Raw genomic sequence first — 23,775 nt, forward strand, 5'->3', positions numbered from 1 at the left:
AATAATATCCGGTGTCCAGCCGTACTTTTGAAAAGCGAAGAAATCGCCCGTTCTTCCAAAACCAGACTGCACTTCATCTGCAATTAGCATGACTTTGTAGGTCTTGCATAATTTTTCCAGGCCTTGATAGAATTCAGTAGTACTTTCATCCAAACCGCCAACGCCTTGAATCAATTCAATAATTACGGCGCAGGTTTCATTTTTTTTAAGAATATTTTCAACAGCAGTTAAATTGCCTAAATCCACGAAATCCACATGTTGTTGTGCATTTAATGGCGCAACAATTTTAGGATCGTCTGTGGCTGCAACGGCTGCTGAGGTGCGTCCGTGGAAGGAATTTTTAAAGGCTACAACATGCTTCTTTCCGGTATGGAAGGATGCTAGCTTTAAGGCATTTTCATTCGCTTCAGCACCCGAATTACACAAAAATAATTGGTAATCTTGACATCCTGAAATGCGTCCGAGTTCATGCGCCAAGGATTCTTGCAGCGGATTTTGAATCGCGTTGCTATAAAATCCTAAGTTGCTGACTTGGTTTGATACTGCCGACACATATTCTGGATGCGAATGTCCGATGGAAATCACGGCATGTCCGCCGTATAAATCTAAATATTCGACACCTTTATCATCATAAACCGAAAGGTCTTTGGCCTTTACTGGCGTGATGTCAAAAAGTGGATAGACATTAAATAAACTCATATTTGTTCTTTTTTAATGTTACTGATTTTATTGTAAGAGGCGACCATACCTTGTATCAATGACGAACTTAAACCTTTGTGCTCCATTTCGTTCAAGCCTTCAATGGTACAGCCTTTTGGTGTCGTCACACGGTCAATTTCTTCTTCTGGATGATGGCCATTGGCAATGAGTAAATTGGCCGCACCTTCACTGGTGTACATCGCCAATTCCTGAGCTTCTTTAGCATCAAAACCTAATTGAATCCCCGCTTGCGTGGTCGCACGAATAAGACGCATCCAAAATGCGATGCCACTGGCGCAAACCACAGTAGCCGCTTGCATTTGTGATTCCGGAATGATCAACGAATGCCCTAAACGATTGAAAATAGCCTCAGCCACTTTAATGCGTTTGGCACCTTTTGTGTTACTACAAATGCAGGTCATCGATTTTCCAACAGCGATAGCAGTGTTTGGCATGGCTCTAATAATATACTGCTCGGCACCAATAATAGCTTCCATTTTGGAAATATCAAATCCCGTAACCGTAGAAATGAGCACGTGATTATCTGTAATTAGCGGCTTGATATCTTTTAGAACCTGTTCCAAATGTGACGGCTGCACTGCGAAAATTAAAATATCGGAGTTTTTGACCGCCAAATTATTATCCGTGGTAAGCGTGACATTTTTATAGCCTTCAAATTCGGAGATACCTTCCGTATTTCTTTTGGTAAGATATAAGGTCGTTATCGCATTATTGTTAATCAGACCTTTTGCGACGGATTTCCCTAGATTCCCTGTGCCTATGATGGCTATTTTCATATACATGCCCGCGAAGGCGGGTATCTCATTAATGCCTGTGAAGGCGGTTCAACTTAATATTTAATCAAATTCCTGATTTAGTTTTTACTAGAAATAATTTGCTTTAAGCAATAAGCCTTCGGTTTCTTCAAATCCAAACATCAAATTCATGTTTTGAATGGCTTGACCAGAAGCACCTTTTAATAAGTTGTCAACAATACTTGTGATTAACAATTTGTTGTTATGTTTTTGCAGATGAAGCATGCATTTATTGGTGTTGACCACTTGTTTTAAATGGATGTCTTCCCCAGAAACAACCGTAAATGCAGCGTCTTTATAATAGGTTTTATAAAGTGTTTTCGCGTCTTCAAGGCTTCCGTCAAAATCCGTATAAGCCGTGGCGAAAATACCTCTTGAAAAATTCCCTCGGTTAGGAATAAGAATCACTTCAGATGTGGCATCCTTTTGTAAAAGATGGATACTTTCATTGATTTCTCCTAAATGCTGATGATTAAAAGCTTTATAATGCGAAAAATTATTGTCGCGCCATGAAAAATGCGTCGTATCTGACAAGGATGTTCCTGCACCAGTTGAACCAGTAACGGCGTTGACATGAACATCACTTTTTAAAAGATGATTTGCGGCCAAGGGCAAAAGTGCCAATTGAATGCCTGTAGCAAAACAGCCTGGATTAGCGATATAATTCGCTTTTTTAATGGCGTCCTTTTTCAATTCCGGCAAGCCATAAACAAAATGCATCCCTTCAAAATCACGATCTTTTTCCAATCTGAAATCATTACTTAAATCGATGATTTTCGTTTTGGAAGAAAATTTATGCGCTTCCAAAAATGCTTTTGAATTGCCATGACCCAAACACAAAAATAAAACATCCACCTCTGGATTGATGGTACTGGAAAATTCTAAATCGGTATCGCCCACCAAATCTTGATGCACTTTAGAAATTTTATTTCCTGCGTTAGAAGTGCTATAAATAAAATTAAGCTGTGCTTTTGGATGATTCAGCAGCAGACGAATTAATTCGCCAGCTGTGTATCCTGCACCTCCAATAATACCTACGTCGATCATGATTTTGAATTTACTTGATGATAAATTTTATTCTGATTGCCGATGATTTTTATAAAACCTTTGGCTTCATCTGCCGTCCAGCCTTTGTTCATTTCGCCATACGTACCAAACTTCACATTCATTAAATCGTGCGGAGAGTTAATGCCATCTAAAGTGAAATGGTAAGGTTTTAAGCTCACAATCACATCACCTGATACATTTTCTTGGCTACTTTCTAAAAAGGCTTCTATGTTGCGCATTACCGGATCTAAATATTGTCCTTCGTGCAAATGCATCCCATAAAAACTAGAAAGGTATTCCTTGTGCTGTAATTGCCATTTGGTCAAGGTGTGCTTTTCTAATAAGTGATGCGCTTTGACCGTAATAAGTGCCGCGGCTGCTTCAAAACCAACACGACCTTTAATCCCTACAATCGTATCGCCAACATGAATGTCACGACCGATAGCGTAAGCTGAAGCTATTGTATTTAAGGCTTCAATATTTTTTTCTGGCGCATTAGACTGGCCATTAAGTGCTACCAACTGTCCTTTTTTAAAGGTAAGCGTTACTTTTTCTTCGCCTTGCTTTTCCAATTGCGACGGGTAGGCGTGTTCTGGCAATGGTTTTTCTGAAGTTAAAGTTTCTTCGCCACCAACACTGGTTCCCCAGAGGCCTTTGTTGACCGAGTATTTAGCTTTCTCCCAAGACATGTCCACATCATTACTTTTGAGGTAATCAATCTCTTCCTGTCTAGATAATTTCAAATCTCGAATAGGCGTAATGATTTCGATATGTGGTGCCAAAGTTTGAAAAATCATATCAAAACGCACTTGGTCGTTACCAGCGCCTGTACTGCCATGGGCAATATATTCGGCGTTGATGCTTTTGGCGTATTCAACGATTTCAATGGCCTGAATGATCCGTTCTGCACTTACCGATAAAGGATAGGTGTTGTTTTTTAACACATTTCCATAAATCAAATTCTTGATGACTTTCTCATAATAAGAAGCAACGGCATCAATATTTTTATAGGTTGAAACCCCCATTTTGTAGGCGTTTGTTTCTATTTTTTGGATTTCTTCAGAAGTAAATCCGCCAGTATTCACACTTACGGCGTGTACTTCATATCCGAGATCCTTACTTAAATGTACGGCACAATAGGAGGTGTCCAAGCCGCCACTATAGGCTAAAACTAATTTTTTACTCATGATTTATTTTCTTTTTTTAGAAACAAGGTCTGTTTGATTTGTTTTAATCTTTGGAAAACCTTGGCTTTTACTTCTTGTGGTTCGTCACTATTCTTGGATTTTGGGTCGTACAACATGCCTGTGCATAAGCACATTTTTTGTTCCGTACGTTGAAGGATGTCATAGTTTTTACAAGACTGACAGCCATTCCAGAAACTTTGGTCATTGGTCAATTCTGAAAAGGTAACGGGTTTATAGCCCAGTTCGCTGTTCATTTTCATAACGGCCAATCCGGTGGTGATACTAAATATTTTGGAGTCTGGAAACTTCTCTCTCGAATGTTGAAAAACACGTTGCTTTATTTTCTTGGCTAAACCTTGTTCTCTGAAATCTGGATGAACAATCAGTCCAGAATTGGCAACAAACTTACCATGACCCCAAGCTTCGATATAACAAAAGCCAGCAAAGGTGCTGCCGTCTAAAGCAATAACCGCGTTGCCAAGTTCCATTTTGGAGATGACGTATTCTGGCGTCCGTCTAGCAATACCGGTACCTCTTACTTTCGCCGATTCTGCAATCGTGTCGCAAATGATTTGAGCGTAAACGGCATGAGATTTATTAGCAATAACAATTTCCATTGTCTTGATGTTTAAATTAAAAAAAAATTAAAAATGAAATTGTCGGAAAAAAGAACCGGACTCACCTAGGTTCCAAAATTATAGCGCACCCTTAAGGGCGACGGAATAATATATGACATGTCCTTATGCGGTTGCTATTTAAAACAACTGGATTTGAAGAGTAAATTATGTGTAGTGAATTGATCAAGGTAAAAAAATAAATATACGTTAGTGGCTTCTTTAAGGTTAGAATGCACAGCGTCTGCGCAATACCATTGCGGGACTTGATGGACGTATTTTATTTTTCATTAGAATCATGGTTCAAAAGTAACATTTTATTTAATATCTCAAATTTTTTTTAACTTTTTTTAAAGGATATAATCCGTACTCACGAAATTGGAGGCTTTGCTATCTAATAAATTCTTTAAAATGGCATTGTTATAAGCATTGTCTTTTGAAGCGACAAATGTTCTTATGGAAAAGGAGCGGAGTGCATCATGAACACTCAAAGTGCCTACAGCAGAGTCTTTTCTGCCAGTAAATGGATACACATCTGGGCCACGTTGGCAAGAACTGTTGAGGTTAACGCGACATACCAAATTGACCAAGGTATCGATCAATGGCGCTAATGTTTTAATATCACTGCCAAACAAACTTACTTGTTGTCCGTAATTTGATTCGGCCATATCATCCAAAGGTTGCTCGATATCCTTAAATGGAACGACAGGGATCACAGGACCAAATTGTTCCTCTTGAAACACGCGCATGTCTTTATTCACGGGATATAAAACGGCAGGGAAAATATAGTTTTCAGAAGTTTCTCCTCCTTTTTTATTTAATATTTTGGCACCTTTTTCAATGGCATCATCAATCAATTCCTGTATGTATTGTGGTTTATCTGGTTCAGGTAAAGGCGTTAATTTCACGCCAGCTTCCCAAGGATTTCCAAATTTTAATTCATCTACTCTTTCAGAAAAACGCTTGTTGAACTCGTCCACAATGGCTTCATGTACATAGATGATTTTTAAGGCTGTACAACGTTGTCCGTTGAATGATGTCGCTCCTGCAATGCATTCATCGATCGCTAAATCCAAATCGGCATCTTTAAGCACAATGGCTGGGTTTTTTGCTTCCAAACCTAAAACGAGGCGAAGTCTGTTGCTTTTTGGATGTTGGTTTTGAAGCGCGTTGGCTGATTTACTGTTGCCGATAAGGGCCAAAACATCAATTTTCCCTGATTCCATGATCGGGGTGGCAACAGTTCTTCCGCGACCATAAAGAATATTGACAACGCCCTTAGGAAAACTGCTTTGAAAAGCTTCCAATAAAGGAGAAATCAACAAAACTCCAAATTTTGCTGGTTTGAAGATGACGGTATTTCCCATCATCAATGCAGGAATCAATAGGGCGAACGTTTCGTTTAATGGATAGTTATAAGGTCCTAAGCAGAGTACGACGCCAAGTGGGCCTCTTTTGATATGCGCATAGACGCCGTCATGTTTTTCAAATTTGGCGTTGTCTCTATCGAGTTGTTTGTATTCTTCGATTGTATCGTAAATATAATCGACCGTTCTGTCAAATTCTTTTTCTGAATCAGGAAGGGTTTTCCCAATTTCCCACATGAGCAATTTGACGATTTCCGCACGCTTGGTTTTCATTTGGGTTGTGAAATTTTCCATGCAATCAATGCGGTCCTTCACTTTCATGGTAGGCCACAATCCTTGACCTTTGTCATAGGCATTTACAGCAGCATCCAACGCGTCCAAGGCTTCTTTTTCGCCTAAGGTTGGAATAGTGCCCAATAAAGTGGGCTGATACACTTCAGTTGAAGAAATGGTAGAATGAACTTCTGAGCTTTCTCCAGACCAGGATTTTAATTCGCCATCTACTAAATAGCTGTTTTGATGGATTAATGATTTAATTCGAAACTGTTCTGGTATTGTGCTCATAGCTTTCGTTTTATACTAAAAATTGAAATAGTTCGGGTTTGTCGTTAAGGTAATCGCCGTAAAAATTATGGAGCTTCATTTTGGTAATCAGCGGTTGTAAATCATCGGCTGATTTCAATTCCAATCCCACGACGGCCGCACCGTTATCACGGTTTGTTTTTTTGGTGTATTCAAAGTGTGTGATATCATCTGTAGGTCCTAAAATATCGACCACAAACTCACGAAGTGCCCCAGCACGCTGTGGAAACTTGATGATAAAATAATGTTTGAGGTTCGCATATAAAAGTGCGCGTTCCTTGATTTCGGCAGTTCGCGTGATGTCATTATTGCTACCGCTAATAATACAGACCACGTTTTTGCCCTTGATTTCATCGGCATATTGATCTAAAGCAGCAATGCTCAAAGCACCTGCCGGCTCTACAACAATCGCATCTTTATTGTACAAATCGAGGATGGTTTCACAAACTTTGCCTTCATCGACGGTAATGACTTCAATTGCATTTTGCTGACAAATCTCAAAGTTTAAATCGCCCACACGTTTTACCGCAGCGCCGTCCACAAAACATTCGATGTTTTTTAATTCGGTGTTGCGTTTGTTTTTGAGGGAGGTTAACATGGAAGGAGCACCTTTCGGTTCCACACCAATAATTTTTGTATTGGGAGACAATTGTTTAAAGACTGAAGATAGCCCGGCCGATAGTCCGCCGCCGCCAATCGGCACAAATACATAATGAATAGGATGCTGTGCCTGATCAATAATTTCCAAGCCCACGGTGGCTTGCCCTTCAATGACTTTTTCGTCGTTGAAAGGATGAATAAACGTTTTGTTTAAACGCTCACATTCTTGCTTTGCAGCTTCACTGGCATCGTCAAAAGTATCGCCTACCAAAATGACTTCAGTATAGTCTTCGCCAAACATTTTGACCTGCTCAATTTTTTGTTGAGGTGTCGGCGAGGGCATAAAAATAGTGCCTTTAATTTTTAATAATTTGCAAGATAATGCGACGCCTTGCGCATGGTTTCCGGCGCTTGCACACACGATTCCATTTTCAACTTGCGATGGGCTCAGCGATGACATTTTGTTGTAGGCGCCTCGTATTTTGTAAGAGCGCACTTGCTGTAAATCCTCACGTTTAAAAACGATATTCGCTCCAAATTTTTTCGAATAACGCTGGTTGGCGATGAGTGGTGTTACTGTGGCAACATCTTGTAGTTTTCTAGCGGCTGCTTCTACAGCGGCAATACTTGGGTAATATATTTTGGTTTCAACGTTCATCACACTTCTTTAGAGGCAGGACGCAGAAGTCCTGCCTTTTATTTTATTCACATCCTAAGGATGCTACAATGGTTTGTTACGCTAATACTGAATCTTCTACTTCAGCATCTGTTTTTATAACTTTCATAGCAGTCATCGCTGCTCTTAAACGTTTTCCAACAGTTTCAATAGGGTGGCTTCGGATGGCCTCATTAACCGCAATCAATTCCTGATTATCGACGGCATTAGAGGTTGAAAAAGAAGTTCCGATGGTTTTTGGATCTACGTTTTTCATGAAATCTACCAATAAAGGTTTGCAGGCATGGTCAAATAAATAGCAGCCATATTCAGCAGTGTCAGAAATCACACGGTTCATTTCAAATAATTTTTTTCTTGCGATGGTATTGGCAATCAATGGTAATTCGTGCAAGGATTCGTAGTATGCTGAATCTTCAATAATACCAGCGCTTACCATCGTATCGAACGCTAATTCGACGCCCGATTTTACGAAAGCTACCAATAACACACTATGATCAAAATAGGTTTGTTCTGAAATATGATCGGTTGTTAATTCTGTTTTTTCAAAAGCGGTTTCGCCAGTTGCGGCACGCCATTTTAAAAGATTAACGTCGTCATTGGCCCAATCTTCCATCATCGTTTGTGAGAAATGTCCAGAGATGATGTCATCCATGTGCTTTTCAAACAACGGTTTCATGATAGTCTTTAATTCTTCAGCCATTTCAAAAGCCTTGATTTTTGCTGGATTTGACAAGCGATCCATCATGTTGGTAATCCCACCATGTTTTAACGCTTCAGTAATGGTTTCCCAACCTAATTGAATCAATTTTGCAGCGTAATTAGGATTCACACCTACTTCAATCATTTTGTCGAAAGCTAAGATGGATCCGGTTTGAAGCACCCCACAAAGAATGGTTTGTTCGCCCATTAAATCACTTTTTACTTCAGCAATAAAAGACGATTCCAAAACACCTGCTTTATGGCCTCCAGTTGCTACAGCATATGCTTTAGCTTGTTCCCAACCTTTGTTTTCAGGATCATTTTCTGGATGTACGGCGATTAAGGTTGGTACACCAAATCCGCGTTTGTATTCTTCACGAACTTCTGTTCCCGGACATTTAGGTGCCACCATGATCACAGTAATATCCTCGCGGATTTTAGTGCCTTCTTCGACGATATTAAAACCATGAGAATAGCTTAATGTTGCTCCTTTTTTCATCAAAGGCATGACCGCTTTTACAACGTCCGTATGTTGTTTGTCTGGCGTTAAATTCAAGACTAAATCGGCAGTTGGAAGCAATTCCTCATAAGTACCTACTGTAAAACCATTAGACGCAGCGTTTTTATACGAAGCGCGTTTTTCTTGAATAGCGGCATCACGTAAGGCATAAGAAATATCCAAACCAGAATCGCGCATGTTCAAACCTTGGTTCAAACCTTGGGCGCCACAGCCGATAATAACTATTTTCTTTCCTTTTAATGCGTTGATGCCATCTTCAAATTCTGAAGCATCCATAAAACGACATTTTCCTAATTGCTCTAATTGGATTCTTAACGGTAATGTGTTGAAATAATTTGACATTTTTATTTGATTTTAATGTTGAAATGCTTCTAGCATTTTTGATATTTTCATTTCGTCTTTAGTCACTGCAATACGTCCTGAGCGCGTAAACTGCATGATGCCAAAGACACTTAATTCACGATGTAATAATTCTAATTCTTCTTTGCGACCTGATTTTTCAATGACGAAAAACTCTCGGTTAACTGTCACAATGCGCGCGTTGCTTTCTTTTATGATATTTTGAATTTGGCGTTCGTCAAAAAGCAAATTCGATCTGAGCTTGAACATGCAGGATTCTTGATAAATCGTCTCTTCTTCAGTATGGTAATAGGCTTTAATGACATCGATCTGTTTTTCTATCTGACCGATAATTTTTTTCATACGTTCTTCGGTTAGTTCCAGGACGATGGTCCATTTGGATACATTTTCAATTTCAGAAGCCGAAATATTAATACTTTCAAGATTGAGATGACGACGTTGAAAAATGGCCGAAATACGGTTTAATAAACCAATATTGTTTTCGGTGTAAATGGATACGGTATATAATTTAGTTTCACTCATTGTTCTAAAAAGATTTTAGATAATAGAATATAGAAAATAGACTTTTATGGATTCATTTTTAAATGGTCTCAAAAATCATCTTTGATCTTTTCTATTTATTCTATTTTCTTTGTTCTGTTGTAATCAGATTTTTGCTTTAAGAGAAAAGATAATAGAACATAGAAAATAGACTTGATTCAGCTTTATATTTAAATTGTTTCAACATCATCTATTTTCTTTTCTCTTTATTCTATTTTCTTTTTCTCTATGTTATAATTATTGTCTTCAAGCTCCGTGCTTCCAACTTCAAGCGCTCTTTTATTCCAAACGCACATCTGAAACACTCGCGCCACTTGGGATCATAGGGAAGACATTGCCTTCTTTTTCTACGCAAACTTCTAAAAAATAAGGGCCTTCACAATTCATCATTTCAGCAACGGCATTTTTTAAATCTTCTCTTTTGGTGACTTTTTGAGCATCGATATAATAGCCTTTGGCAATGGCCACAAAATCCGGATTGGTCATTTCTGTGGAGGCGTAGCGTTTGTCAAAAAACAGTTGTTGCCACTGGCGCACCATTCCTAAGAACTCATTGTTCAAAACCACAATTTTTACTGGGACTCTTTGTTGAAAAATAGTGCCCAATTCCTGAATCGTCATTTGGTAACCGCCATCGCCAATAATAGCCACGACATCACGCTCGGGAGCCGACATTTTTGCGCCAATGGCCGCCGGAAGTGCGAATCCCATGGTTCCCAATCCTCCAGAAGTGATATTACTTCTAGTGGTGGTAAATTCGGCGTAACGACAGGCGATCATTTGGTGTTGTCCAACGTCAGAAACGATAGCGGCATTTCCTTTGGTTTGGAGATTGATTTCCTTAAGGACTTCGCCCATGGTCAAACCTTCCTTGGTTGGATATAAGTCGTCTTTAATAACTTTTTCAAACTCGATGGCGTACAAATCTTTAAATTTCTGATGCCATTCGGTATGTGAATTCGCTTTTAAAAGTGGTAATAGTTGGGTTAAGCTTTCTTTCGCATCTCCTAAAACAGAAACGTCCGTTTTCACATTTTTATCAATCTCAGCAGGATCAATATCAAAGTGAATAATTTGAGCTTGTTTTGCATAACTGTCTAAATTACCAGTAACACGATCGTCAAAGCGCATGCCGATGGCAATTAAAACGTCACATTCATTAGTCAAAACGTTAGGGGCATAGTTACCGTGCATGCCGACCATTCCAATATTTAACGGATGTGCTGTCGGGATTGCTGATGCACCTAGAATCGTCCATGCTGCAGGAATACCTGTCTTTTCGATAACGGATTTTAATTCTTCTTCTGCTTCTGCTAGGATAACACCTTGTCCCCAAACAATCATCGGTTTTTTAGCGGAATTAATCAAAAGTGCCGCCGCTTTCACATCGTCGATATCAGTGGCTGGAACTGGATTATAACTTCTGACGCGAGTGCATTTTTCATAAGAAAAATCAAATTCTTCAAATTGAGCGTCCTTTGTAATATCAATCAAAACAGGCCCTGGACGTCCACTTCTGGCAATATAAAATGCTTTGGCGATGATCTCAGGTATTTGAGAAGCTTTGGTAATTTGATGGTTCCATTTGGTGACTGGCGTTGAAATGCCAATAATATCAGTTTCCTGAAACGCATCACTACCTAATAAATGTGAGGCGACTTGACCTGTAATGCACACCATTGGTGTGGAATCTATTTGAGCATCTGCAATGCCCGTAATCAAATTTGTAGCTCCTGGTCCAGAGGTGGCTATGGCAACACCAACTTTTCCTGAAATACGCGCATAGCCTTGTGCGGCGTGGGTGGCACCTTGTTCATGACGGGTTAGCACGTGATGAATTTGATCTCTAAACTTATAGAGTTCATCATACACTGGCATGATCGCACCGCCTGGGTAACCGTATAAAATGTCAACACCTTCAGCAATAAGACATCTGATGATGGCTTCACTACCTGAAATACGAATGGTAGTCGCTGTTGTTTTTTGTTCTTTATTCAATGTTTGTGTTTCTTGCATAATCGTACTTGTTAGAATTCATCAGTAACACATCCTTGAGATGCTGATGAAACTGTTTTTGCATATTTATAGAGCACACCACGCTTAAACTTTAAGGCAGGTGCAACCCATTTGGCTCTTCTTTGTGCTAATTCTTCATCGGAAATTTCGATGTCTATGGTATTGTTAACGGCATCTATGAAGATGATATCGCCATTTTCAACTAACGCAATATTACCGCCATCTTGAGCTTCGGGAGATACGTGACCTACTACAAATCCGTGTGATCCACCGGAGAAACGTCCGTCCGTAATCATGGCAACATCTTTCCCCAAACCTGCACCCATAATAGAAGAGGTTGGTTTTAACATTTCTGGCATACCTGGAGCGCCTTTTGGACCTTCATAGCGGATGATGACCACATCGCCCTTTTTGACTTTTCCTGTTTTGATACCTTCATTGACGGCAATTTCGCTGTCAAATACATTGGCGGTTCCTCTAAATGACAAGCCTTCTTTTCCTGTGATTTTTGCCACGGCACCTTCCGTCGCCAAATTTCCAAATAGAATACGGATGTGTCCTGTTCCTTTTATTGGATTTTCAAGTGTTGCTATAATGTCTTGACCTTCTTTTAAACTTGGAACATCTTTTAAGTTTTCGGCTAAGGTATTTCCAGTAACGGTTAAGCAATCGCCGTGCAACATGCCTTTATCTAACATGTATTTTAAGACACCAGGAATTCCGCCGATATTGTGCAAATCTTCCATCGAATATTGTCCGCTTGGTTTTAGATTGGCTAATAATGGGGTGTTGTCGCTGATCTTTTTGAAATCTTCTAAGGTGAATTCTACCTGAGCCGCTTTTGCGATGGCTAAAAAATGAAGTACTGCGTTGGTCGAACCGCCAAGAACGGTAACCAATTTGAAGGCATTTTCAATTGATTTTTTAGTGACAATATCTGAAGGTTTGATATCTCTTTCTAACAATAAACGCAAGGCTTCACCTGCTTTAACCGATTCTTTTTCTTTCAGATTTCCATCGCTAAGCGCAGGATTTGAAGAGTTAAAAGGTAATGACATTCCTAAAGCTTCAATGGCCGAAGCCATAGTATTGGCCGTGTACATGCCGCCACAAGCTCCTGCTCCTGGACAGGCTTTATGCACTACAGCTTGGAATTCTTCTTCATCAATGGTTCCTGCAACTTTTTGTCCGTAGGCTTCAAATGCTGATATAATATCCAATTTTTTACCATTATGGCATCCTGAAGCAATGGTGCCACCATAAACCAACACTGAAGGTCGATTTAAACGCAACATGGCCATCAAAGCACCTGGCATGTTTTTATCACAGCCAACCACGGTAATCAAACCATCATAAGCCATGGCTTCCACAACAGTTTCCATGGAATCGGCAATGATATCTCTGGAAGGCAATGAGAAACGCATTCCCGGCGTACCGTTTGAAATCCCATCGCTAACGCCAATGGTGTTGAAAATTAAGCCCACCAATCCAGCATTTTCTGTTCCTTTTTTAGCATGTACCGCTAAATCATTCAAGTGCATATTACAAGGATTGCCCTCATATCCTGTACTGGCGATCCCTATAAAAGGTTTTTTCAAATCCTCATCCGTTAAACCAATGGCGTGCAACATGGCTTGTGCCGCTGGAAGTGTAGGATCTTGTGTAACTGTTTTACTATATTTATTTAATTCACTCATAATGCTTCTGATAATTTGTTTGTGCGTTGTCCTAAAACTTCTTTTTGGTACAACTTCATTAATTTATGACCTAAAGAATCGGTCCATTGTAAAGGAAATTCATAATCGTCCAATGATTTTAGGCCAACAACTTCTGCTGCTGTTCCCGTAAAAAATGCACTGTCGGCTTGTTTCAATTCGTCCAGTTTGAAATGCTTTTCTTCAACTGGAATGCCTTCTTGCTCGCAAATTTCTAAAATGGTAGAACGTGTAATTCCAGCCATGATACTGCCTTTTTTAGGCGTGAAAAGTTTGCCGTCTTTCTGCATGAAGATATTTGCTCCCGAACATTCGGCAACATTCCCATACATATCGAGCAATAAAGCTTCATCAAAACCTGCGTCTTTCGCTTCATTGGTGGATAAGATGGAGTTGATATAATGTCCTGTAACCTTCGCTTCCACAAAGCAGGATTTTGGGTTTGGACGTTCAAACGATGAGGTTTTGACACGGAGTAAAGTGTCGCCCATTAATTTTGGCCAGGCCCAGCACTGAATAGTCAAGATTGATTCCTTTGAAGTATATAATCCCATATTGTCACCTGTAGTAATCAATGGTCGGATATAAGCATCTTCCAATTGGTTTTTTCTTAAAAGATCGTAGGTAATTGCAATAAGCTCTTCAACGGTGTATTTGAAAGGAATGCCCATCACTTTAGCACCATATTTTAGACGCTCATAGTGTTCTTCGGCTTTAAAAATTTTTGTGCCATCAGCGGTTTTATAAGTTCTGATACCTTCAAATACGCCATTGCCATAGTGTAAAGTTTGGCTGTATAAACTGGTCTTTGCAGTTTCAGGTTTTAAAAATTCACCGTTGTGGTAAATTATTGTTTGGTTATTGGAATACGCGTTCATAGTCATTTAAAGTTCTAAAATTAGTATTTGTCTTTTTCTCTTGGTTCTTAATTTACAGTTTAAGACTAAACTCAGTGTATGTGTTTGATATTTAAATATCTGAAATACATTTGGTTAGCTTGATTTATTTATGATGTTCAAATCATTAAACTTTATAATAAAAAAAGCCTGTATCTCAATTGATACAGGCTTTTATGGAAATAGCATGCTGTATCAACTAACTGGAGCTAATAATAATGATGCTAATAATGACAGTAATCTGATTCATATCTAAAAAAAAAGCCTTCCAATTATTGAGGAAGGCTTTAAATTATATTTTTAAATTTAGTGTACCATTCCCTATCGCTGTGAAATAATCACGACGCTAATAATAGAAATAATATTTAAAATTTGTTTCTTCATTTATGGGACAAAAGTCAAAAAACTAATTTGTAATTCCTAATTTATATCGACAAAATTTTGAAATGAATCTTATCTCTTTTATAAATCGTTGTTTTTTATTTAGTTATAAAGGATCATAAATAGTGAATTTCACAAGGATTAAAATGTTCTGATTATTAAGAAAAGCGCGGTTGTTTCTGAAAAACTGTTATAATTGAAAAGCCCTCAATATAAAGATGTTGAGGGCTTTTAAAGAGATGAATCGCAACGTGTTTACTATGCCGAATTTCGACTGGCATTAATATTTCCGAACAAAGAACGGGTCACGATTTTCTGATAAATTTTTATCTGTTCTTCGTCTCGAGGCGATGCTTTTTCCAATTCTTGAATTTTTTTTAAGGCAAATTGCTGAATGGTCAAAAGAGGTAACACAATAGATTCTCTGATATTAATAGAAGCTTTGCCCGATGGTTCTTCCTGCATCAATTCTTGATACCCTGTCAATTTAAGGATCAAACGTTTTGTGGTCACATATTCGTCATGGATAATATTCCAGAAGGCGCCATATTCGGGATCTTCAGACATGTATTTGGTCAAATCAAAAAAGGATTTTGACAAGGACATCATACTGTTTTCAATCAGGGTTTTGAAGAAGCTCGACGTTTTAAATAAGTGTTGAACTTTGTCAAATTCGTTAGCGTCTTCATAATATTTTAAAGCAGTTCCCACACCAAAGAATCCTGGAACGTTTTGCTTGAGTTGTGCCCAGGAACCCACAAAAGGAATCGCTCTTAAATCTTCGAAAACTAGTCCTTCCGATTTTCCACGCTTTGAAGGACGGCTTCCAATATTAGTCATCGCGTAATATTTTAACGTACTCATATTCTCCAAATAAGGAATGAATTTTGGATGCGCTTTAAAGTCGGCGTAGGCTTTATAACTTAATTCGGCCAAATTGCTCATGACGTCTCTATTATCAGGAGTCATACGCAAATCAGTATTACTCATTTTATTATAAACTCCAGAACTGATCAATTGCTCCAAGTTGTATTGGGACGAATCTAAAGTTCCAAAATTAGAGCTAATCGTCTGTCCTTGGATGGTCAATTGCACTTCTTTACTTTCGATAGTTGGTCCTAAAGAGGCATAAAAATTATGGGTTTTTCCACCGCCACGTGCAGGCGGACCACCGCGACCATCAAAGAAAATAGCAGTGACGTCATATTTACGTGAGATTTCCGTGAGACGTTCTTTCGCTTTGAAAATTGCCCAGTTCGCCATTAAATAGCCACCATCTTTAGTTCCGTCGCTAAAGCCGAGCATGATCGTTTGTTTGTTGCCTCTTGATTTTAAATGTGCACTGTAGGCAGGATTCGTGTAGAGTTCTTCCATAATCGCATGCGAGTTCTCCAAATCGGTAATGGTTTCAAAAAGAGGACCGATATCAACCGTCATATCTTCTTGGAAGGATACCAGTTTTAACATGGCAAACAATTCCATGACATGCAGTGTGGATTGGTTGTTACTGATGATATATCGGTTGCATGCCTTTTCGCCATTCGTTTGTTGAATGGTTTTTATGGCTTCGATGGTTTTTAAAGTTTTAAGAGTGTCTTCATCGGTAATCATGGATAAATCAATTTTCCCGTGGACGTTTGTGAGCACCTCGACTTTTTCTGGTTGTGATAAATCGAAATAATTTTTCGGGAAAATCGTGTTGCCACTGTCCAATAGCGTTTGTACCAAATTAGTAAACACTTTTTCATGCGCGCGACTGTCCTGACGGATATCCAAAGTTGAAAAATGGAAACCGAAAAGATGGATTTTATTGAGCAAACTGTTGATCTCAGGAACATATAAGGAATTATCCCTGCTGATAATGAGGTCTTTAATGGCATTCAATTCTGCCTTAAAACCTTCCAAAGTCAATTCGGATGGATTGCCAATTCTTAGCGTATAAAGTTCTCTTTCCAGCATTGCCATGCTGTCTTCAACACCTCTAAAGGTCAGTTTTCTCTTTAAACTTCTGATGTCACGATAATAATTCTTAATGATCGTTTCCCTTAAGCGCTCCGCAACTTTTAGCGTAATTTCAGGCGTTACAAATGGATTTCCATCTCTATCGCCTCCTGGCCAAAAACCGATGTTGATGATGTCATTGTCTATTTCTTTGCCATCAAAAATATTCTGTTGGATATAATCAAAAATATCTCCGAAAGATTTGTAAAATACATTTTCCAAGTACCAGATGAGGCTGACGGCTTCATCATAAGGTGTTGGTTTTTCATGCTTAAAGAAAGGAGTTTTTCCTAATTGTGCCAATAAATCATTGATGCGAAGCAAATCATTTTCTTTAATGGCCTCGGTCAAATCGGTAATAATTCCTAAAACAGAACCTGGATAAAATTGTGTGGGATGCGCGGTCAGGACAATTCGGACTTTGAATTCTTCTAAGTATTTTTGGAGCAATTCCAATTTGTTTTCAGCAGTAACGGTTTCTTTTAAACTTCTTAAAGTTCCAATTCCATCCATATTATTGACGATCGGAAAAGCGGCATCTTCTATGGCATCAAACAAAACCACCTGACGTTCGATATATTGAATAAATCGAAACAATAAATTGATTTGACTTTCTGGAGTGCGTCGGGCTTGGTATTTCTCGAAAAAAGTATTCACAATAGTGGTGGGATCGTTGCCATCGCTAAAGCCTTTTTGACAGGTTTCATGAAACAATGGCAATAGAACGCCAGTTTTAGTGACGGCATCAAATGGCAAGGTCATGAAAATGGCATTGTAGATTTGATATTTCGATAAAACACTTTGATTAAAGCGTGTTAATTTAGGCTGTTTGGACATGACTATTAGGTGTTAGAATCCCTAAAATTACTAAAGCTATTGGTAACACTTTGGTATCTGATAAACTTTTGTGAAAAAATTAAAAAATTTATGTTTAAGCGTTGCATATCGCAATAAATAAGGACTAAAGTGTTGAAGTCATTGGTTGGTTGAAATATTTGATCAAACTAAGATATTTACAACATGGTTGCTAATAATAACGTGCCTACAACCAGTAGAATAAGTGATAAAAGTCCGCCAATAATCAAAAAGTGTTTGAATTTGTAAGCCCCTGTTCCATAAATAAGGGTGTTGGTTTGGTAGCCCATGGGTGTAAAAAAACTAAAATTGGCAGCAAACATAACCGCCAGAATAAAGGGTTTAGGAGGCAGGTTCAATCCTGCCGCAATGGTTATGGCTATGGGCGTTACAATGACGGCCGTAGCATTATTGGACATGAAACCACTCATAAACATCGTGATTGCAAAAAGAACGCCTAAAACTATGATGTTGTTTTGGCCCGTAAGCAATTCCAATAATTGTGCAGAAATCCAAAGGTCTGTTTTTGAATTGTTCATCGCAATTCCCAAAGGAATCATGCCGGCCAACAAAAATATAATTTGCCAATTGACCTTTTTGTAAATCTTTGATAAGTTGATACAATCCGTGATCAACAATAAAGCAACGCCAGATAATGTGCTCGCTAAAATGCTTAAAACACCAGTCGCAGCCAAACCGATAACCATTAATAGGGCACATAAACTTATGGCGCGTTTGTAAGGATTGATTTTGTAATCTTCCTCATGTTGTCTCATTACAATGGTATTATCTAAGGAATAAAGGTAGGTGATTTCATCTTCTTTTGCTCTTAAAAGTAGTTTGTCTCCCGCTTGCAAATAGGTGTTTTTTATGATTTTAGGCAGATTTAGACGCATGCCTTTTTGAAACTGATTTCTGTTTTGAATCCCCAAAGGTGTGGCCACATTAAAGAGCAGTCTTTTGATTTCTGAGAAGGATTTATCAATAAATTCTGATCCAGGAAGAATCAATAATTCAACATAGCTGTAAGCGTTTTTTTCGTTATCACTATCTAGTTTAGGATCCACCTCCTCCTGAAAGTAGTGTTCATTTTCAGAAGTGAGCGTAAAATCATCTTTTGAAATGGAAGCATAGGCCTTCACATCGCTCAATACCACTAATTTGTCTTGTGCTCTAAGCGTTGTATTTGGTCCTGGCGAATTATTGACGATATCATCACGGATAAGTTTTAAAACGCGAATGTCTGGATTTTTATAAAATTTAGCTTCGGAAATTGCCGTGCCAATAAGTTTTGACTCCGGCTTTACGGTAAGCGTAAACATAAAAGTATTGTCAACGTAAACTTCATGAAGCTGATCATTGCTGGATTTAGGCAACCATCGGCTGGCAAAGGTCATAAATACAATCCCAACTGCTAACAGAATTAGGCCATACACGCTAAATTCAAAAAACGAGAACGGTTCTGCACCCAACTTAATAGCGACTGAATTCACCAAAATATTTGTTGAGGTTCCCATCAGCGTACAGCTGCCTCCTAAAATACCTGCAAACGAAATGGGCATCAATAATTTTGGTGCTGAAAAATTGTACTTTTCTGAGAGCTGCGCAATAATCTTGATAAAAATAACGACCACAGCAGTCGTGCTTATAAAGGACGAAATAGACGCCGAAATAAGCATGAATGCAGGAACCATCAATGCCATTGGCAAGATTTTTAATTTTTTGATGGATTGTGTCAACAAATCGATCACGCCATTATCTTCGAGTCCAATGGCTAAAATCATCAGCATTAATATAGTGATGGTTGCCGGACTTGAAAATCCACTAATCGCCTCTTCAGGAGTAGTTAATTCAGATAAGACAAGCGCCACAATAATAAGAAAAGCAATTTTATCAATAGGTAACGCTTCTGTTGCAAACAGCAGAATGGTTATGCCAAGAATGATAAAAACAAGGATGATTTCCAAACTCATAGCTACACCTGTTTCAACAGATTAATTAAAAACCAAAACCTAAGCCTACCTGAAGCATCCCATCTTCTTTAGATACAAAATACCCGGCATTTACCGAAAATGCATTTAAACTGCCGAGCCAAAAGCTATCACCAAAAGAGTTGTGTCAAGTATTTAAAGTGTGAAAGCATTGTTAATAGCAAGATTTCAAAATAGTGCATATTATCAATTGTTTCAAACTTCGACGTATCCATTTGAAAATATTGTTAACTGAAAAGTGTTTGAGAAATCTTTACTGATTGATAAACTCAATACTTTTTTGAACGACATCCTGCAGTGGCATTGGAAGATGTGTTTCATGCCACGGATGCGATGCCCCAAAAACGTGGTCGCTTTTTTCAATAGGAAATAAAATACTGTCAGAATTCCAGAAGTGCAAATGTTCAGCTTCACTGTAACTTACCGATGGATCCTCTTTTGCATGAATAATAAGTTGAGGAATATGTAGGTTTTTAGTGGCGTTTTCAATGTTTAGACGATTTTCATTCGCTTTAAAATCTTCATAAAACTGAAAATAGTGTGGCATTTGCTGTTTGGTGCGGCCGTTCAGCACATATTTGACACCATCTTTTTGCCATTGTTCCAATTCTCCAGAAGTAGCCGTACGTTTTCCAAAATCGCAAACCGCTGCCCAAGTGATCACTTTGGTAATACGATCATCTTCAGAGGCTTTGATTATGGCGATTCCGCCACCACGGGAATGGCCAATGAGCGTGAGATTAAGTGGGTCAATCTCTGCATAAAAAGGATTTTTCGCAGAAAGTAAAAATGTGATGAGGTTGTCCAGATCTTCCAATTCCTTAGAATAACTGTTTTGTGCAAAGGCTTCCAAATCAGGGAAATCAATCGATTGTTCTATCGTGCCTCCATTGTGTGAAAAATTGAATTTCACAAAAAGGAAACCGGCTTTTGAAAATGCTTCTGCCACCAAATCCCAAGCGCCCCAATCTTTGAATCCTTTGTAGCCATGACAAAAAATGACCAAAGGTTTTTGAGTATTCGTTGATTCGTAAAACGCATCCCAAAGGATTGGTTTTTTGCCTGGCCTGTTTAAGATGTTGTTTTTATGTTTCATGATACTTATAAAAATACGGGATTATTTGCGTTTATCAATAACAAGAAGAGGTTTTCGGCTTAGTTTCGGAAAGCGTAAAGCATCAACGACAGTTTTATCACACCATTCAATTTTTGGGGTTACACGTAATTTAGCTCTAAAACGGTCTTTTATTTGACTTAATAATACTTCTGATGGGTTGTTTGAGGCGATTTTGATCAAGATTTCATCAGTTCCAATCGCATTGTGACTTATTTCAATAACGAAGCATTCTAATTGGTTGAAATGATTGAGAACGTTTTCCATGGCTGGCGGATATAAGGTGGTGCCTTTATATTTTACCATTTGCTTTTTTCGACCGGCAATTGGCCCAAGTCGCATGGTTGTTCGTCCACATGGACATGGCATATAGTGAGCCTTCATCATATCGCCAGTTTTGAATCGTAGTAATGGCATGGCTTCAATACCTAAGGTCGTAATTGTTAATTCGCCGATGCTGCCCTCTTTTACAGGTTGGTCATTGTCATCTAAAAGCTCTGCAATGATCAGTTCAGGATGCAGATGTCCTCCTTGTTGCGCCTCACATTCTGTAAATGCGGTGCTCATTTCGGTAGAGGCATAGGTGGAAAATAATTCGATTTGCCAATGTTCTGTAATCTTTTTTCCTAGGGTGTTTAATGTGAAATCGTCGTTTCTGAAAGCTTCTCCGATGCAAATGGCACCTTTTACACCACACGTATTGAGATCAAGATGATGCTGTTCGGCATATTCAATCATTTTCAATAAAAACGAAGGCACGACGATGAGGTAGGTTGGTTTAAACTTTAAGATGGAATCCCATTGTAGTTCTGGTATTCCGGCACCAACTCTGATAATACCTGCACCCAATTTACGAACGCCTAAAAAATATGCCAACCCAGCCATAAAGCGACGGTCTATCGTAGTCATCAATTGTAAAACATCATCTGAAGTGACACCGGCACAAGCAAAGGAAATGGCTTCATTATATGCCAAACGTTCCAAATCTGCATCGGTTAATGCAAAGGTTACAGGATCTCCCAATGTGCCGGAAGTGGTGACATAATCAATGATTTTTGATTTTGGCACGCAGATGAAATCGTTATTGAATTGCTGCAAATCATCCTTTGTAGTGACTGGAATTTTTCTCAAATCTTCAAGCGTCTGAATTTCCGCAATCGAAATCTGATGCGTTTCAAAATGCCATTTGTAAAATGGCGAGTTTTCGGAAAGATATTCCAAGGCCACTTTCAGTTTAGCTTCCTGAAGTGCTTTTATTTCTGTTGCAGATTTGGTTTCTATTTCAGGAATCATTGAGTTTGCGTTTTGATTTTTTGATGTGTTTCTCAACTTTTTCAGCATCAGCAAGCGTCGTGATTTCTTTTTTGGAAACTAATTTAAAGTTTATCAGCGCTTTAGCATACTGCTTATGATTATAATGATAAATTCATGCAAGATAATAGGCTTTCCAGTAATTTGGATTTAATTGGGATAGCTTTTGAAATTCTTTTTCAACCATAACTTGTTTTTCTTTTAGGATATTGGAAACTTTATGTTCTAAAGTAAGATAGGCTTATAATTTTTATAAGCATCGGTTTCCAGAAAGGGGTATTTAGCAATGTTCAAGTTTTCATTTGAAAATGTTACGGCAGATGGATTTTTATTTCTGTCATTGAAAACCGTGTTGAGGTCATAGGCTATAAATTCTCCTAATTGGTACGGATTTGCAGAGACCCATACTTTTAGTTCTTCAGGTTTAAAAACAATGGCATGATGTGCCAGTGGTTGGTTCAAAGCCTTTTCATTCCCATATCCTATTGCTTTATCGTTCAAGCCTTCCTTATTTCTCAGAATCGAAATAGCCTTTTCTGGATTCATTTTATTTTTTTCTGAGAGTAATTGGAGCATCCGATCGTATCTATATTCTGTTGAAAATAACGGCTTCCTGTTTATAGGTTAGTTCTTCTGTTAAGCGTCCAGAAATGAGACCGATTTCCAACGGATCGCCTTCTACATAAAGCTCCCAAAGGCCTTGTTTGTTTTTGGTTAGAAAGCTGTTGCCAATAAAAAAAGTAGAATCGTTAAATTTGGTGTGTTCAGGAATTTCAGCGTTTTAAATACTAACATTTGGAAGGTTGTTCATTGATTTCTTAATGCCACATGACGTTAGGTTTAAAACCACTAAATAGCTTAAAAATAATTGAGCACAATGATGCGTGTTATGCATCTGAATGGTGTTTATGATAGTTTTTGTTCATGCGCTTGACCATCTGGTTTTCCTTATAATCCACCCAACCTTGGCCCACGGTGCGCCGCATTAAATTTTCAAAGGTTCTCATAAAAACAATGTTTGAAAATAGTTTTGCCAATCGTCCTAATTTTCTTGGAAAAGCGCGTAAGGTAATGGAGAATCCACCATCCAAATAGGTAATATAATGCCAGTAACCACTTGGCATATAAAGCGCATCGCCATGTTTCATCTCCACAGAAATTCCTTCCGCCAATTGTAGCGCCGGATATTTCTCAAAATCTGGATTATCCATGTCAATGGTTTCTAAATTATGTACCGTAAAAGGTACTTTATAGAGATTCTTAGCTTGGTCGGGTGCAAAAAGTGTGACCTGCTTATGACCGTGGAAATGAAAATGTACCAAATCTGCCAGATCCATATCATAATGCGCTAAAACTTTAGAGCCTTTGCCACCAAAGAACATGACGGGCAACTTTTTGAAAAATTGTAATCCGATATCTGGATACTTAAAATCTTCAAGTAGTACGGGCATTTTTTGAAGTACGTTGTAGAAAAACATACGCAGATCTGTCGGTTGCGTTTTTAGGATTTCGATGTAATCGTACAACTTCATTGTTTTGGCTGGCGCGACGGAGTTTTGACGTCCTTTTGTTGGTTCATTATTATATAACGGTACAACCTGATCCCCAGCCAAGCTTTGGATATAGTCTAAATTCCATTTTTCAAAAGCAGGCCAATCTTTAGTCAAATCGGCAATCAAAACTGGCTTTTGGGGTTTGAAATAGTTTTCAATAAAATCCTCCTTGCTGATTGATTTTACTCTGGTAATTGGTGTTGTTTTAATGATTCCCATATTTAAGGTCTTTGACA

At 38.5% G+C, this 23,775-nt stretch carries 18 protein-coding genes; all 18 read right to left on the reverse strand.

The window, feature by feature from the left end; genetic code table 11:
• On the reverse strand, positions 1–699 hold a 699-nt coding region (locus ABIQ28_RS02520; RefSeq protein ID WP_348035175.1), incomplete at its 3' end, for an aminotransferase class III-fold pyridoxal phosphate-dependent enzyme.
• Positions 696–1,496: a pyrroline-5-carboxylate reductase gene (proC, locus tag ABIQ28_RS02525; protein ID WP_348035176.1), complete on the reverse strand. Its 801-nt coding sequence runs from the start codon at positions 1,494–1,496 to the stop codon at positions 696–698. The genes proC and ABIQ28_RS02520, both read right to left, overlap by 4 nt.
• Positions 1,497–1,583: 87 nt before the next feature.
• Complete coding sequence (gene argC, locus ABIQ28_RS02530; RefSeq protein ID WP_348035177.1) at positions 1,584–2,561, reverse strand: N-acetyl-gamma-glutamyl-phosphate reductase; 978 nt, start codon at positions 2,559–2,561, stop codon at positions 1,584–1,586.
• Positions 2,558–3,748 carry an argininosuccinate synthase domain-containing protein gene (locus ABIQ28_RS02535; protein ID WP_348035178.1) on the reverse strand — a complete coding sequence of 397 codons (1,191 nt, stop codon included), beginning with the start codon at positions 3,746–3,748 and terminating at the stop codon, positions 2,558–2,560. The genes argC and ABIQ28_RS02535 overlap by 4 nt, the downstream gene beginning before the upstream one ends.
• Positions 3,745–4,365 (reverse strand): GNAT family N-acetyltransferase, encoded by a 621-nt coding sequence (locus ABIQ28_RS02540; protein ID WP_348035179.1) that lies wholly within the window; start codon positions 4,363–4,365, stop codon positions 3,745–3,747. Before ABIQ28_RS02540 ends, ABIQ28_RS02535 begins: the two co-directional genes overlap by 4 nt.
• 347 nt (positions 4,366–4,712) lie before the next feature.
• Complete coding sequence (locus tag ABIQ28_RS02545) at positions 4,713–6,293, reverse strand: NADP-dependent glyceraldehyde-3-phosphate dehydrogenase (RefSeq protein ID WP_348035180.1); 1,581 nt, start codon at positions 6,291–6,293, stop codon at positions 4,713–4,715.
• Between the two features lie 10 nt (positions 6,294–6,303).
• A complete protein-coding gene (ilvA, locus tag ABIQ28_RS02550; protein ID WP_348035181.1) occupies positions 6,304–7,569 on the reverse strand; it encodes a threonine ammonia-lyase IlvA in 1,266 nt (421 codons plus the stop codon).
• Positions 7,570–7,645: 76 nt separating this feature from the next.
• Positions 7,646–9,148 (reverse strand): ketol-acid reductoisomerase, encoded by a 1,503-nt coding sequence (ilvC, locus tag ABIQ28_RS02555; protein WP_348035182.1) that lies wholly within the window; start codon positions 9,146–9,148, stop codon positions 7,646–7,648.
• A gap of 12 nt (positions 9,149–9,160) precedes the next feature.
• Positions 9,161–9,688, reverse strand: a complete 528-nt coding sequence (gene ilvN, locus ABIQ28_RS02560) for an acetolactate synthase small subunit (protein ID WP_348035183.1) — start codon at positions 9,686–9,688, stop codon at positions 9,161–9,163.
• A gap of 297 nt (positions 9,689–9,985) precedes the next feature.
• Positions 9,986–11,722, reverse strand: a complete 1,737-nt coding sequence (gene ilvB / locus ABIQ28_RS02565) for a biosynthetic-type acetolactate synthase large subunit (protein WP_348035184.1) — start codon at positions 11,720–11,722, stop codon at positions 9,986–9,988.
• Between the two features lie 11 nt (positions 11,723–11,733).
• Complete coding sequence (gene ilvD, locus ABIQ28_RS02570; protein WP_348035185.1) at positions 11,734–13,419, reverse strand: dihydroxy-acid dehydratase; 1,686 nt, start codon at positions 13,417–13,419, stop codon at positions 11,734–11,736.
• Positions 13,416–14,315 (reverse strand): branched-chain amino acid transaminase, encoded by a 900-nt coding sequence (locus ABIQ28_RS02575; RefSeq protein WP_348035186.1) that lies wholly within the window; start codon positions 14,313–14,315, stop codon positions 13,416–13,418. Before ABIQ28_RS02575 ends, ilvD begins: the two co-directional genes overlap by 4 nt.
• Before the next feature lie 657 nt (positions 14,316–14,972).
• Positions 14,973–17,552, reverse strand: a complete 2,580-nt coding sequence (locus tag ABIQ28_RS02580; RefSeq protein WP_348035187.1) for a phosphoenolpyruvate carboxylase — start codon at positions 17,550–17,552, stop codon at positions 14,973–14,975.
• 176 nt (positions 17,553–17,728) lie between these two features.
• A complete protein-coding gene (locus ABIQ28_RS02585; protein WP_348035188.1) occupies positions 17,729–19,543 on the reverse strand; it encodes an SLC13 family permease in 1,815 nt (604 codons plus the stop codon).
• A gap of 271 nt (positions 19,544–19,814) precedes the next feature.
• Positions 19,815–20,657 (reverse strand): alpha/beta hydrolase, encoded by an 843-nt coding sequence (locus ABIQ28_RS02590; RefSeq protein ID WP_348035189.1) that lies wholly within the window; start codon positions 20,655–20,657, stop codon positions 19,815–19,817.
• A gap of 21 nt (positions 20,658–20,678) precedes the next feature.
• Positions 20,679–21,968: an AMP-binding protein gene (locus ABIQ28_RS02595; protein ID WP_348035190.1), complete on the reverse strand. Its 1,290-nt coding sequence runs from the start codon at positions 21,966–21,968 to the stop codon at positions 20,679–20,681.
• A gap of 243 nt (positions 21,969–22,211) precedes the next feature.
• Complete coding sequence (locus tag ABIQ28_RS02600; RefSeq protein ID WP_348035191.1) at positions 22,212–22,562, reverse strand: hypothetical protein; 351 nt, start codon at positions 22,560–22,562, stop codon at positions 22,212–22,214.
• Between the two features lie 311 nt (positions 22,563–22,873).
• Positions 22,874–23,758, reverse strand: a complete 885-nt coding sequence (locus ABIQ28_RS02605; protein WP_348035192.1) for a cupin-like domain-containing protein — start codon at positions 23,756–23,758, stop codon at positions 22,874–22,876.
• Between the last annotated feature and the right edge of the window lie 17 nt (positions 23,759–23,775).

Origin of the sequence: Gelidibacter sp. (assembly GCF_039916245.1) — a bacterium.
GTDB lineage: Bacteria > Bacteroidota > Bacteroidia > Flavobacteriales > Flavobacteriaceae > Gelidibacter.

Coding starts and splice junctions, on each gene's coding strand:
- ABIQ28_RS02585 (WP_348035188.1), bottom strand. CDS start 19,543: ATGAGTTTGGAAATCATCCTTGTTTTTATCATTCTTGGCATAACCATT.
- ABIQ28_RS02600 (WP_348035191.1), bottom strand. CDS start 22,562: ATGCTCCAATTACTCTCAGAAAAAAATAAAATGAATCCAGAAAAGGCT.
- ABIQ28_RS02605 (WP_348035192.1), bottom strand. CDS start 23,758: ATGGGAATCATTAAAACAACACCAATTACCAGAGTAAAATCAATCAGC.
- ilvA (WP_348035181.1), bottom strand. CDS start 7,569: ATGAACGTTGAAACCAAAATATATTACCCAAGTATTGCCGCTGTAGAA.
- ABIQ28_RS02540 (WP_348035179.1), bottom strand. CDS start 4,365: ATGGAAATTGTTATTGCTAATAAATCTCATGCCGTTTACGCTCAAATC.
- ilvD (WP_348035185.1), bottom strand. CDS start 13,419: ATGAGTGAATTAAATAAATATAGTAAAACAGTTACACAAGATCCTACA.
- ABIQ28_RS02590 (WP_348035189.1), bottom strand. CDS start 20,657: ATGAAACATAAAAACAACATCTTAAACAGGCCAGGCAAAAAACCAATC.
- ilvB (WP_348035184.1), bottom strand. CDS start 11,722: ATGCAAGAAACACAAACATTGAATAAAGAACAAAAAACAACAGCGACT.
- ABIQ28_RS02580 (WP_348035187.1), bottom strand. CDS start 17,552: ATGTCCAAACAGCCTAAATTAACACGCTTTAATCAAAGTGTTTTATCG.
- proC (WP_348035176.1), bottom strand. CDS start 1,496: ATGAAAATAGCCATCATAGGCACAGGGAATCTAGGGAAATCCGTCGCA.
- ABIQ28_RS02545 (WP_348035180.1), bottom strand. CDS start 6,293: ATGAGCACAATACCAGAACAGTTTCGAATTAAATCATTAATCCATCAA.
- ABIQ28_RS02575 (WP_348035186.1), bottom strand. CDS start 14,315: ATGAACGCGTATTCCAATAACCAAACAATAATTTACCACAACGGTGAA.
- ABIQ28_RS02535 (WP_348035178.1), bottom strand. CDS start 3,748: ATGAGTAAAAAATTAGTTTTAGCCTATAGTGGCGGCTTGGACACCTCC.
- ilvC (WP_348035182.1), bottom strand. CDS start 9,148: ATGTCAAATTATTTCAACACATTACCGTTAAGAATCCAATTAGAGCAA.
- ilvN (WP_348035183.1), bottom strand. CDS start 9,688: ATGAGTGAAACTAAATTATATACCGTATCCATTTACACCGAAAACAAT.
- argC (WP_348035177.1), bottom strand. CDS start 2,561: ATGATCGACGTAGGTATTATTGGAGGTGCAGGATACACAGCTGGCGAA.
- ABIQ28_RS02595 (WP_348035190.1), bottom strand. CDS start 21,968: ATGATTCCTGAAATAGAAACCAAATCTGCAACAGAAATAAAAGCACTT.